Consider the following 12,514-nt stretch of genomic DNA (forward strand, 5'->3'; position numbering starts at 1 on the left):
AATTTCTTGTAGTGGACCCACGCGGCTTTAAAAGGCCCGTCCTCTAGATCGTCGTCTTCCATCGCTCGATCTCACGCTTCACGTTGTCGACGCTTGGGGCACCGGGGTTGGTGCGGGCGGCGAGGGCGGTTTGGAGATTGAAGACGCTTTGGGCGTCGGAGGTGTAGGCGGCGTCGATTTTGCTGAGGTCGAGCTTGTCGAGCGGGGTGCCGGTGCTGACGGCTTCGGCGACGGCTTTGCCGACGAGTTCGTGGGCGTGACGAAAGGGGATGCCTTGTTTGACGAGCCAGTCGGCGAGGTCGGTGGCGAGGAGCATCGGGTCGCTGGCGGCGGCGAGGCATTTGTCTTCGCGGAACTCCATGGCGAAGATCATTTCCGCGTTCACCGCGAGACTCAGGCTCAGGGTGTCGATCGAATCAAAGAGCGGCTCCTTGTCCTCCTGAAGGTCGCGGTTGTAGGTCAGCGGCAGGCCCTTGATGGCTGTTAGAATGGCAACGAGGTTGCCTAACAGGCGGCCGGTTTTTCCGCGGGTGATTTCGCAGACGTCCGGGTTCTTCTTCTGCGGCATTAGCGAGGAGCCGGTGGTGTGGGCGTCGGAAAGACTGACAAAGCTGAACTCGGCGGAGGTCCAGAGGACGAGGTCTTCGGAGAGACGCGAGAGGTGGACACCGCAGAGCGAGATGGCGAAAATGAGCTCGGCAATGTAGTCGCGGTCGGCGACGGCATCCATCGAGTTGGTGGTGACGCCTTCAAATCCGAGTTCCTCGGAAACGGCGTGGCGGTCGAGGTTGATGGTGGAGCCGGCGAGAGCTCCGGAACCGAGCGGCGAGACGTTGAGGCGCTTGCGGCAGTCGGCGAGACGGCTTTTGTCGCGTTGCAGCATCTCAACATAGGCGAGAAGGTGGTGGCCGACGGTGACGGGCTGTCCGCGCTGGAGGTGGGTGTAGGCGGGCAGGACGGTTGCGGCGTACTTCTCGGCGCGGTCGAGCAGGGCGCCCTGGAGATGGGAAATTGAGCCTGTTAGATGGTCGATTTCGGCACGGCAATAGAGTCGGGTGTCGGTGGCGACCTGGTCGTTTCGCGAGCGCGCGGTGTGGAGCTTGGCACCGGGGGCTCCGATGCGCTTGGTCAGCTCGGCCTCGATGTTCATGTGGATGTCCTCGAGCGAGGTCTTGAACTCGAACTTGCCGGCATCGATGTCGGCCTCGATCTCACGGAGTCCGGCTTCGATGGCGCTGAACTCCTCGTCGGTGAGGAGTCCGATCTGGACTTGAGCACGGGCGTGGGCGATCGAGCCGGCGATGTCGTGTTTGTACAAACGCCAGTCGTAGGAGATGGATTCTCCGAATTGCTGGACAAGTTCAGCGGTCTCTTTTGCGAAGCGGCCTTTCCACATGGGTGTTAGATATTGGGGATTGGAGTGATCGGGATAAGTTGGCGGGAAAGTCGTGTCACGGTTCGCGGTGCCAGACGGTGACGGTGGTCGCATTGATCGTGTCTCCTGACGAGGGATTCCCGCTGGTGATCGATACGATCTCGAGGTGGAGATTGGCGTTGATCCAATCCCGAGCCTGGATGTGAGCGTCGGCCACTCTTTCCTGTAAGGAATTTGCGGAGTCCAGACGAATACCCCCCGCGGATCTTCCGTGGAAAATCCGGAAGTCGATGGGTTTTGGAAGAGGCGGTGGGGTCATCGTTCGGTCAGCGCTTCTTTGGAAGGCGCTTGGAGTTGATGCGGGCCTGGATGAGGTTGGGGCAGGAGCCCTTGGTGCGGAGCTGTTCGCAGCAGGCTTCAATCTTGATGGACTGGCGGGCGGGGCGGAAACCAAGTCGCCGGGTCATGCAGTCGTTGAGCACTTCAAGGTGGGAATCCTCAAACTCGACGACCTTGCCGCAGTCGATGCAGACGAGGTGGTTGTGGCTCGGGCGGTCGTTGAAGTTCGGGTCGTAGGTGGTCTGATCGCCCCCGAGGTCAATTTCGTGAAGCAGCCCAGCCTCGACGAGCAGGGAAATGGTGCGGTAGACGGTCGCGCGGGAGGCATTGACGTTTTTTTTCCGGACACGCTCGAAGAGCTCCTCGGAGGTGAAATGCTCGTCGGAGGCGAAAGCCAAACGGACAATGGCGTCGCGCTGAGGCGTGCGACGCAGCCCCTTTTGGCGGATGAAGTTATCGAGCTTGGTGAGGACCACGTCGTCCATGGCCGGAGGCTAGAGCCCTTGGCGACGCTCGGGAAGCTTTTCTCCGTTAGGATTTGCAGCTTTCCGTGTTGGCAAGGACGTGGGGATTGCTTGAATGGCGCCAGATGAGAGTTTGGAAACACCTGCCGCTGCTCGGCCTCGGCTTGTTGGCGGCCTGCAGTTCACCGGGAGCGCTCGATGTCCGCCCTTATCATATCCGGGAGGTGAGTCTCAAAGGAGATGGCGAAGCATGGATCGATTCAGAGGAAATGCGGCGGATGTATGGCGCGGTCGGCGTGCGGGAGCAGGAGCAACGACTCGGGATCTACTATGATATTTACTGGGAAGACGATGCCGTTGGCGGACCCGTTCGGGTGGTTTTTGAGTATCAGCAGGCGGCTACCGCCAGCAAGGTGCTGAAAAAGGTGCAGGATTTCAGTGCCGAGACCCGGAAGGGCAAGGCGGAGTTTCAGATCATCGGCGATGATTATTTGGAAGGCGGTCGGGTGCTGGCATGGAAATGCACCCTGCTGCGGGGCGGTGAAGCGGTGTCCAGTCGCCAGTCCTACCTCTGGGAATGACGATTTCGTGGGATGCACGGTTGACCGCAGGCCCTGCTGGGGCATAAGTAAAAGCAGTTGGCAATCACTGCCAAAAAACACCCCGTGAGTCAGGAAATCGCCATTTCATTCGGCACCTTCGATGAGTTCACTTGGATCCGTTGCGAAGGGAAAGGTTCCTTCCTTCAGAGCCCGGCCTTGAAGGAATGCGCAGAGAAGCATCGAAACAAAGGGGAGACCCATTTTGTGATCGACCTCGAAGCTTGTACCGGGATGGACTCGACCTTCATGGGCTTCCTTGCCGGACTGGCCAGCCGGGTCGGCAAAGATGGCGGAGCCGTCATGATCGCTTCGCCCGGAGAAAAAAATCGCCGCTCGCTCGAGGGACTCGGCCTCGATTGCCTCCTGGACATCGCACCTGATGATGCCTCCTGGGTGGGCAAGGAAGAGGAAATCAGGGGGAAACTGACGCCATTTCGGCTGAATCGGCTGCCCGACATCAAGGACCGCGCCCAGCACGTGCTGGAGTCCCATCAGACTTTGGCGGCCACGAGCGACGATAATGCCAAACGTTTTGCGACGGTCCTCCAGGTGCTCGAGCAGGACGCAGCCAAGCACTCCGATAAGGAGAGCTGATGGCTTGAGGGGGAACCAGATGCGTCCATGGATCGGCTGATACCCTATACTCTGCTGCTGGTTGCTGTCATCGGTCTGGGAGTCACGGTGAGGGTTTTCCGGCAGCGCCTGAAGCGCACCAGCGACGAACTGGTCGCCATCGAAGGCGAGGAAGAGCGCATGTTCCGGTACCTCCATGACTTGGGCATGGCGATCGGCAAAGACACAACCCAGCTCGAGCTTTCAAAGATGATTGTCGATGGGGTGAATGAAGTCGTCTCGGCCCGTGGAGGCGCGATCTATCTGCTCGACGACGTCGGTGAGCTCCTCCAGCCCAAGTACCTTTCCAAAGACTGCCCGCCACTCGTCGGCGTGCCGGCAAAGATTCGCAAGAAGTCCGAGCTGGACCCACGGGCGACGGAAAGTTACCTGCGTCTTTTTCAAGCACCGGTGGACACGGGCTTGCTCGGTGCGGCGCTCGGATCAGAGCTGGCGATTCATGTGCCGGACATCCGTTACCATGAAGCATTCCGGGACGTCTTTGCCGATGGCGGTGGCGAGCGGGTCGAGGCGATGCTTTCCCCGCTGCGTCATGCCGGCAAGGATCTGGGCGTGCTCGCCGTGACGAGAACCAAGGAACAACACGGATTTTCGGCGAACGATTTTGCGGTCTTCCGCTCCGCTGCGGAGCAGTCGGCTTTCGCGATGGGAAATGCGATGCTCTATCGCGAGGCGACCGAGAAACGTCAGTTCGAGAGCGAGCTGCGGAATGCCAGCGAAGTGCAACGCGTGCTGCTTCCCCAAGGGGAGCCGATCGTGCCGGGTTACCGCCTTTCGGGAACGAACGTTCCGGCGCGCATCATCAGTGGGGATTATTACGATCATCTCGACCTCGGCGACGGACGTCACGGCGTGGTGATTGCCGATGTGTCGGGCAAGGGAGTCGGCGCCGGACTGCTGATGGCGATGTGCCGCAGCGTGCTGCGATCCCAGGCCTGGGGGAAATCGGATCCTGCCGAAGTGCTCGGCGGGGTGAATCGTCAGCTTTTCCCGGACATTCGCGAGGACATGTTCATCAGCCTTTTCTACGGAGTGATCGATGGGGAAAGCGGTCTCATCCGGGTGGCGCGAGCCGGTCATGACGAGGCACTGCTCTACCGGGCGGCAAAGGGAATCATCGAGACGGTCAAGCCGCCGGGGCTGGCGCTGGGGATCGACGATGGCGATGTGTTTGAACGGGTCACCAAGGTGCTGGAACTCCAGATGGACTCCGGCGATCTGCTGCTTTTCTACACCGACGGAGTGAACGAGGCGACCAATGGCGCCGGGGATGAATTCGGGATGAAGCGTTTGAAAGCGACATTCCTCGAAAGCGCGGCGCTGGGTGCTGAAGCCGCGGTCAATGCCGTGCAGCGGGATCTCGCGGCCTTCGCGGGCGGATCGCGTCAGATGGACGACATCACACTTTTTGCGGTCGAGAAGCGCTGAGAGCGATTTGCAGGGGTTGACGATTGCGGCGGAAGGTGACAGGTAGCAGCCATGAATTCGCACGACCCGGATATCGAGCCGGCCGAAGAGAAGGAGATCGAAGTTTCCGACCAACTCGAAGCCGCTGAAGAGGAGTCAAGCGCTGGTGAGGGGGATGATTCCGCCGCGCTTGAAGCTGAAGTGATGAAGTGGAAAGAGCTCGCGCTGAGGACCGCCGCGGACCACGAGAATTACCGCAAGCGCGCCGCTCGCGAGCGCGAAGAGGCGGTCAGATACTCGAACCAATCGCTGCTCGAAGAGCTGCTGCCGATCCTCGACAACTTCGAAATGGGCATGCAGGCCGCAGCTCAGGATCAGAGCTCGATGATCTACGTCGGAATGGACATGGTCCGAAAGCAGCTCAATGAGTTCCTGAACAGTTGCGGCGTGACCGAGATCGAATCGGAAGGCAAGGCCTTCGATCCAAACGTCCACGAAGCCGTTTCTCAGGAAGTCGCGGAAGGCGTCGATGACGGCCAGATCATCCGGGTGATGCGCCGGGGCTTCATGCTTCGCGATCGCCTGCTGCGTCCGGCCACGGTCGTCGTCGCTCAGTCCGCAGAAGAATCGGATTCCGAAGAGAACTGATACGATGGCAGATCGCGATTTTTACGAAGTCCTGGGGGTGGCGCGCGACGCCAGCCCTGAGGAAATCAAGAAGGCCTACCGCAAGCTCGCGGTGAAATTTCACCCGGACAAGAATCCGGGCGATCACGAAGCCGAGGAGAAGTTCAAGGAACTGGGCCAGGCCTACGAGGCCCTCAGTGATCCGAACAAGCGGGCAGCATACGATCGCTATGGCCACCAGGCATTTGCCGGCGGTGGCGGCGGAGGAGGATTCGGAGGCGGGGGTTTCCACGATCCGATGGACCTCTTCTCGCAGGTTTTCGGCGGCGCGTTCGGCGGTGGATTCGAAGAGTTTTTCGGCGGCGGCCGTCGTCAACGTTCGAATCAGCAGCGTGGCAGCGATCTGCGCTATGATCTCGAGATCACCTTGGAGGAAGCGGCCAGCGGTGTGGAGAAGGAGCTCGAAATCGAGCACTACGTGGGATGCAACAGCTGCTCGAATACCGGATCAAAGAGTGGCGGTGGATCGCGTCCGTGCACGACTTGTGGCGGACGGGGCGTGGTCGCCCGACAGGCCGGCATCTTCGTCCAACAGACGACCTGTCCCGAGTGCCGCGGCGCTGGGGAAACCGTCACCGATCCGTGTGGCAAGTGCCAGGGCGACGGCCGTGTGCAGAAGCCGAGTCGGATCAAGATTCGCATCCCGGCCGGGGTCGAGGAAGGCACGCGACTCAGGTCATCGGGCAATGGTGACGCCGGGGTGCGTGGCGGGACGGCAGGCGATCTTTACGTCTTCCTTGATGTCGCGGAGCACGATGTCTTTGAGCGCGATGGACGCGATCTGTTCTGCCGAATGCCGCTGCCATTCAGCACCGCGGCTCTCGGCGGCGAGCTGAAGGTTCCAACGCTTGACGGTCAGTCCTCGATCAAGATTCCAGCCGGCACCCAGGGAGGAACGATGTTCCGCCTGCGTGAGCGCGGCATGCCGGTGCTCAACGGTCCGAAGAAAGGTGACCTGCATGTCGAAGTGCAGGTCGAGGTCCCGACCCGACTGAACAGCGAGCAACAAGCGAAGCTCCGCGAGTTCTCCGAGTCGATCGGCGAACATAACTCACCGATGCAGGAGTCGTTTGTCGCCAAGGCCAAACGCTTCTTCGATTTCTGACGGCCTATGCCCCGCTTCTTCCTCGATCCGACGGCATGGGGCGCTGACGCGGCTCTAACAGGTGATGAGGCGAAGCACTGCGCGCGTGTGATGCGCGCGCAGGTGGGGGATTCGATCACGGTATTCGACGGTCTTGGTCGAAGCGCGGTCGCGGAGATCCTGAACGTCTCAAAGAGCCATGTGGGGCTTCATCTCGGTGAAGCCCGGCACGAGTCGGCACCCAAGGTCCGGGTCGTCCTCGCCCAGGCGGTGATCAAGGGCAAGGCGATGGATTGGCTTTTGCAAAAGGCGGTGGAGCTCGGGGTCACGGACATCCAACCGCTCTCGACACGGAATGCGGTGGTCCAGGCCGGAGAAGGCAAGGAGGAGAAGTGGCAGCGGGCGGTGATCGAGGCATGCAAGCAATGCGGGCGGAGCCGTGTTCCTACCGTGTTGCCAATCCTCGAGCTGGAGCCCTTTCTTGAAAAGTCCGCCACGAGCTCGCGGCTCATCGCCTCCCTCGAGGAGAACGCGAGACCGCTCAAGGAATGCCTGAGTGAGGCCGGCGAAGGTGGAGAGCTGATCTTCCTGGTCGGCCCGGAGGGCGATTTTTCCCCGACGGAATACGCGGCGGCTCGGGAGTCCGGCTGCCTTCCGGTTTCCCTGGGCACAGCCGTGCTGCGCAGCGAAACCGCCGGAATCTACTGTCTTTCGGCCGCTGCCTACGCGTTTTCGTAGTCGCCCCATCTTTCCAGCGCACGTGCTCTGCCGTTGCCGGCCCCGGATCTTCGGTGCGCCGTCTAACCACCGACTAACAGCCGACTAACAGCCGACTAACAGCCGACTAACAGCCGACTAACAGCCGACTAACAGCCGTCTAACCGCTGCCGACCATGGTTGAAATGGAGGTTAGCGAATCAGTGAGACGTCGAATCAAAGAATGCCGCCCGGCTGATAGTTCGCGGCCTCGGGGTGAGCGGAAGCCAGGCTGCTCACGGCATCCGCGAAGGCAACGATTTGGGAGGCGGCGGCTCCAGCGTTACGTTCACCCGTGGCGACGATTGCGGCGAGTTGATCCTGGTCGAGCGGGATACGCTCGTCGTCGGCGAGACGACGGACGAGATCGTTGGTGCTGACCTTGCCGGTTCGCAGGTCGTTCACCGTGGCAACGGCATGCTCCTTGATGGCCTTGTGGGCGGTCTCGCGTCCGACGCCGGCCTTCACGGCTTCCATCATGATCGTGGTGGTCATTAGGAACGGCAGGTAGTGGGCGTTCTCCTTGGCGATGACGGCGGGATAGGCATCCATCTGATCAACCACCGTGAGGAAGGTCTCATAGAGGCCATCGATCGAGTAGAAGGCATCGGGAAGCATCACGCGACGGACCACGGAACAGGAAACATCACCCTCGTTCCACTGATCACCGGCAAGACCGCCGGCCATCGTCAGGTAGCCCTTGAGGATGACGTGGAAGCCATTGACGCGCTCGCAGGAACGCGAGTTCATCTTGTGCGGCATCGCGCTGGAACCGGTCTGGCCAGGAGCGAAGCCCTCACTGGCGGTCTCGTGACCAGCCATCAGGCGGAGAGTTTTGCAAAGCGAGGAGGGACCGCTTGCCAGATCTGTTAGAGCGGAGACGACGCGGAAGTCGAGCGAGCGCGGATAGACCTGACCGACGTTGGTCCATACGGCGGGCATGCCGAGGTGGGCGACGACACTTTTCTCCAAAGCCGCCACCTTCGAGGCATCACCTTCGAAGAGCGAAAGCTGGTCCATCTGGGTGCCGACGGCGCCTTTGAGGCCGCGGACCTGATAGCGATCGACGAGGTCCTGAATGGCGGCATGGGCCGAGAGCATTTCCTCACCGAACATCGAGAGCCGCTTGCCGAAGGTGGTGGGCTGGGCGGCGACGTTGTGGGTGCGCGCGGTGATGACGAGGTCGGCCCACTGCTGCGAGCGCTTCGAAATGCGGGCAAGCGTCGCGATCGATTTGTCGCGGATGATTTGAAGCGAGCGGAAGACCTGAAGCTGTTCGACGTTCTCAGTGAGGTCGCGCGAGGTCATGCCTTTGTGGACGTGCTCATGACCCGCGAGGTCGTTGAATTCCTCGATGCGTGCCTTCACATCGTGGCGGGTGATCCGCTCACGCTCCATGATCGAGGCGGTGTCGACCTGATCCTTGACCTTTTCATAGGCATCGATGGCCTCCTGAGGGATATCGAGACCGAGGTCGCGCTGGGCCTTCATCACCGCGATCCAGAACTCGCGCTCCAGGACGATGCGGCCCTCAGCGGACCAGATGGCTTGCAGGGCGGGGGAGGCGTAGCGTTCGGCGAGGACGTTGGGAATCACGCCCCGGGGCGTAAAGCACCAGCCGCCGCGTGGCAAGAACCGGGTGACCGCTGGACGATGGAAAGGAGCGGGTCGAGATGGCCAATCAGCTTTTCCCGAAGCGGGCGAGCCTCGCTGGCGAGCTGCTTTTGCAGCGCCTCATACTCGCGGCGACCTTCCGCGGTCTCGATGGCGATCGGGCGGTGACCGTAGGCGGTGAGATCGTAGGGGCTGGCGCGCATGTCGAGTTCACGGAGCCGGATAGCGAGCTCGAAGCACTCGATGTGCAGCTCCGATCCAATCCACGGCATGCACTTGGAGGCCCACTTGTAGAGGTCCATGTTGGCATGGACACAGCCGGGTTGCTCGAGATGGGGTCGCGCATCGAGGCTGGGTTGGAAGCGGTTGAAGGCGCGGGCATCCGGACTGAAGTGGCGGAAGGCGTCGAAGTGGCTGCAGGCGATTGGGCGGCTCTCGACGATCGCATCAATCTCGCTCTGACGGAGACGCAGGGGCGTGGACGCCTCGTGGCGGATCTCATGGCCACGGTAAACCATCGCCCATTCGTGAATGCCGTGGCAGGAAAAGTTGGGCGTACGGTTCTGGGTTTGCACAAGCAGCTCGCGAATCCAGACGAGACGCGCCACGGCCTTTTCCGACAGGGCGGAAGGATCGGCAAAGATCTGTTGGCCGTCCCGACGGTAGGGTGCCCGCTCGAACTGCGGGGCCATTTTGTCCGACGCTTCAAGCGAGCATCCGAAGGGCGGGTGCCAGGTTTCGAGTTTGCCTAAAGTGAAGGAGTAGTAGGTGAAGAGAAAGTCCTCGATGGGATGAGGTACGCCATGAGTGTGACGCTGCCTCGCCGGAACCGTCCAGCGCTCCGCACGCCGACGGTGCTCGGCGGCGAGTCGTTGCCATTCGGATTGTTGGAGAGTCGTGGTCACCTCGGCGTTGCGAGAAATCAGTGACACAATTCTCCCAGCCAGTCCCGGGTTTTCTCTGGGAGGAGGGTCCCGGGAGCTTGCGACTTGAGCATGACGCTGAGCGTTTCAGCCCGCTGAGGAGCCGGCAGTGCTTCCAGTTCTCTGAAGGCGAGGGCTCGCGGCGCTCGATGGTCCAAGGGGGCGTCGCGGTGGCCGTAGTGAGGATGAGGGCGATCCACATGTGGGCGCGGATGGCGGCATCAGGTTCGGACAAGAGCGCGGGAACTTCACGGGCAGCGTGGTAGCGTTCGTGCCGGAGGTCTTTGAAACTGCTGCTGGAAGTGCTTGATCCCTTGCCGTCATTAACTTGAGGGCCGGAACTCGCGAATGCTTGGAGCTCGTCTGTTAGATCCCTGAGATCATGCTGGAGGAATTTCACGAATAGGTCGGTCATGAAGTCATCGCTCATGCTGGGCCGACGCCTTGTTAGATCGGCAAGCGCGGAAGCTCGCTTTCGCGCTTGCTCTAAGGAAAGCTCGACAATTGCGTGGTAGAGGCTGTCGAAATCCCGGGAGTTCCGAGCTGCATCGTCGAGGCATTCGAAACGAGAAGCAAATCGCTGACGTTTCGCGCTTACGGTGCCTCAATCCGGAAAGGGGCAGGACTCACGATTATGGAGGCTTGGCCCAGAAATGGCGAAGGCCACGGTGTGGAAACCGTGGCCTTCATTGGTGGCGGGGACGGGATTTGAACCCATGACCTTCAGGTTATGAGCCTGAGGTGAGGCATTGTAGTAGAAGGGTGCAGGTTTTTTCCTGCGTCACTTCCTGCAATAGATGCTTGTTGTCCGCTCAGAAATGCGATGAAGTGCGGTGATGAGCAGGAAAGCGAAACGCACCCGTGTCACCGCTGACGAGCACGCGGCCTCGACGATCACGATCCGGCCGCACGTCGATGCCAGAGGCTACACGTCCCATCTGGTTCAAGGATGGAAGGAAGACGGCAAGTGGCAACGGAAGCAGTTCAAGGATCTCCTCAAAGCTGAAGCCTTTGCTGCGTTGAAGCGGGTCGAGCTGAAGAACGAAGGACGAAAGCAGCGGCTCATGCTTTGCCCGCTCAGCGACGACCAGCTCGATCAGGCTGTGAAAGCTTTCGATCGTCTCGGATCGACCTACACTCTCACCGAGGCGCTCGACTTCTTCCTTCGCCACCACCGGCCGCCGGAGTTCACGATCTCTCTTCGGGAAGCCATGGATCTTTACCGCGATGACCGCGAGCGCGACGCCATTCGTGAGCGTTCCCTCAAAGGCATCAAGAGCGTCCTCGATCAATTCCTTCGTGAGACCGACAATCCGTTCACCCATGAAGTGACAGCCCAATCGGTCGAGAAGTTTTTGCGTGGATTGAGGGCCAAGGACGGCACCAACAAGGCCACTCGCAAGACCTGGAACAACTACCGAAACATCCTCCACTCATTCTTTGAATGGACGACAGTGGCGGATGTCGCGAGCAATCGGCCTTTTGCATTCGAGAACCCCGTCACGCCAATCCGGAAGTTCTCGGCACGGCAGGTGAGGGAAGAGCAGGAAGCCAAGCCCGCCACCACCAGTCCGAAGGAAGTCCTCCGACTATTCCGCGTTCTCTCCCGTTGGAAAGGTGGTGTGATGCTTCGCTACTACGCGCTGCTCTACTTCGCAGGGATCCGCCCCGGTGAAATCGAACGCATGAATGGACAGGAAGAGAAATTGATCAATCTGAAGACTAATACGATCACCATCCCGGCCAAGGTTTCCAAGACCGGACACGAACGCCATGTGACGATTTCCGAGAACCTCTCCGCGTGGTTGAAAGTCGCACCTCTTCCGACCATTCCCACCAATTTCGATCGTTTGGCGAAACAGGTTCGGAAACACTTCAAACTAGATCACGATGAGGCGAGGCACTCCTTCATCTCCTACCATGTTGCCCTTCATCGTTCAGTGGGAGATGCAGCTCTCCAAGCAGGCAACTCGGAATCGATCGTCCGTCGACACTATCTCAATGTTCACCCTCGGGAGGAGGGGGAGACGTTTTTCAGTGTCATTCCACATGGGGTGCGTGCGGGTGCTGTGATTGCGGAGTCGATTCCCGTCAAGCAGCCCGGCGTGATCGAAATGACGGCATAAAGTTCCCGGCGATGTGCGAGGGAAGCTAGAATGTGGGTAAGGAGGGTGAAGACGGGCGCATCGGGGCGCACCACAACGGTCAGCTGTCGCACTTCTTTGCCTCGTTCCATTGACCTTATTGATCAAATTGCTTCATGCTCCGACCATGCCGAGCCTCCACCTTCTAAATCAAGAAGGCCCCCAATTCCCCCAACCTTACCAAGTGGCTTCCGACGTCATGGAGTCGGGCCACTGGCGTGTCTCGATCGCCCGCGCTGAGGCTGTCATCGGCCATCCCGTCCATTTCCATCGCCGGAAAGCTGAGGCGGCGTTCTTGTCTGGCACAATCACGGGTTACCGACGCGAGCCCTACATCACTGAGAAGGGAAGAACCTCGACGCGAACCATCTTCGTCTTCAGCCCACAGCCTGAAACCCACGCCACCACCGATGTCACAGGCTGGACTCTCGCCGGCGTGAAATTCGTTCCCTAATCTTATCATTCTCCTCCTTCCTTCCCCCTACG

Annotated in this window: 13 protein-coding genes; 8 read left to right on the forward strand and 5 right to left on the reverse strand. The window is 60.3% G+C overall.

Features of this window, described 5'->3' with window-relative positions:
- Positions 1-43: 43 nt before the first annotated feature.
- The 3 genes from argH to ACFQY0_RS02920 form a co-directional block, all read right to left on the reverse strand.
- Entirely contained in the window at positions 44-1,396 is a 1,353-nt protein-coding gene (gene argH, locus ACFQY0_RS02910; RefSeq protein ID WP_379708908.1) for an argininosuccinate lyase, read from the reverse strand.
- A 55-nt stretch (positions 1,397-1,451) separates the two neighbouring features.
- Positions 1,452-1,592 (reverse strand): hypothetical protein, encoded by a 141-nt coding sequence (locus tag ACFQY0_RS02915; protein ID WP_379708910.1) that lies wholly within the window; start codon positions 1,590-1,592, stop codon positions 1,452-1,454.
- A gap of 109 nt (positions 1,593-1,701) precedes the next feature.
- Complete coding sequence (locus ACFQY0_RS02920) at positions 1,702-2,199, reverse strand: Fur family transcriptional regulator (protein WP_379708912.1); 498 nt, start codon at positions 2,197-2,199, stop codon at positions 1,702-1,704.
- Between the two features lie 104 nt (positions 2,200-2,303).
- Between ACFQY0_RS02920 and ACFQY0_RS02925 the strand changes: the two genes are divergently transcribed.
- The 6 genes from ACFQY0_RS02925 (at position 2,304) to ACFQY0_RS02950 (ending at position 7,329) form a co-directional block, all read left to right on the forward strand.
- Positions 2,304-2,759 (forward strand): hypothetical protein, encoded by a 456-nt coding sequence (locus ACFQY0_RS02925; RefSeq protein WP_379708914.1) that lies wholly within the window; start codon positions 2,304-2,306, stop codon positions 2,757-2,759.
- Positions 2,760-2,843: 84 nt separating this feature from the next.
- Positions 2,844-3,374 carry an STAS domain-containing protein gene (locus ACFQY0_RS02930; RefSeq protein ID WP_379708916.1) on the forward strand — a complete coding sequence of 177 codons (531 nt, stop codon included), beginning with the start codon at positions 2,844-2,846 and terminating at the stop codon, positions 3,372-3,374.
- 27 nt (positions 3,375-3,401) lie between these two features.
- Positions 3,402-4,841 (forward strand): PP2C family protein-serine/threonine phosphatase, encoded by a 1,440-nt coding sequence (locus tag ACFQY0_RS02935; protein WP_379708918.1) that lies wholly within the window; start codon positions 3,402-3,404, stop codon positions 4,839-4,841.
- Between the two features lie 51 nt (positions 4,842-4,892).
- Entirely contained in the window at positions 4,893-5,468 is a 576-nt protein-coding gene (gene grpE / locus ACFQY0_RS02940; protein ID WP_379708920.1) for a nucleotide exchange factor GrpE, read from the forward strand.
- Positions 5,469-5,472: 4 nt separating this feature from the next.
- A complete protein-coding gene (gene dnaJ, locus ACFQY0_RS02945) occupies positions 5,473-6,612 on the forward strand; it encodes a molecular chaperone DnaJ (protein ID WP_379708922.1) in 1,140 nt (379 codons plus the stop codon).
- A 6-nt stretch (positions 6,613-6,618) separates the two neighbouring features.
- Entirely contained in the window at positions 6,619-7,329 is a 711-nt protein-coding gene (locus tag ACFQY0_RS02950) for a 16S rRNA (uracil(1498)-N(3))-methyltransferase (protein WP_379708924.1), read from the forward strand.
- Between the two features lie 195 nt (positions 7,330-7,524).
- Here ACFQY0_RS02950 and purB read toward each other — a convergent pair whose 3' ends face one another.
- Positions 7,525-8,943, reverse strand: a complete 1,419-nt coding sequence (gene purB, locus ACFQY0_RS02955) for an adenylosuccinate lyase (RefSeq protein ID WP_379708926.1) — start codon at positions 8,941-8,943, stop codon at positions 7,525-7,527.
- Complete coding sequence (locus tag ACFQY0_RS02960) at positions 8,940-9,893, reverse strand: 3-methyladenine DNA glycosylase (RefSeq protein ID WP_379708928.1); 954 nt, start codon at positions 9,891-9,893, stop codon at positions 8,940-8,942. The genes purB and ACFQY0_RS02960 overlap by 4 nt, the downstream gene beginning before the upstream one ends.
- An 827-nt stretch (positions 9,894-10,720) precedes the next feature.
- Here ACFQY0_RS02960 and ACFQY0_RS02965 point away from each other — a divergent pair.
- Together ACFQY0_RS02965 and ACFQY0_RS02970 are read left to right on the forward strand one after the other, a co-directional pair.
- Positions 10,721-12,010: a hypothetical protein gene (locus ACFQY0_RS02965; protein WP_379708930.1), complete on the forward strand. Its 1,290-nt coding sequence runs from the start codon at positions 10,721-10,723 to the stop codon at positions 12,008-12,010.
- A gap of 202 nt (positions 12,011-12,212) precedes the next feature.
- Positions 12,213-12,482: a hypothetical protein gene (locus ACFQY0_RS02970; protein WP_379708932.1), complete on the forward strand. Its 270-nt coding sequence runs from the start codon at positions 12,213-12,215 to the stop codon at positions 12,480-12,482.
- Positions 12,483-12,514 lie beyond the last annotated feature (32 nt).

This window comes from Haloferula chungangensis (assembly GCF_042664875.1).
GTDB lineage: Bacteria > Verrucomicrobiota > Verrucomicrobiia > Verrucomicrobiales > Akkermansiaceae > Haloferula > Haloferula chungangensis.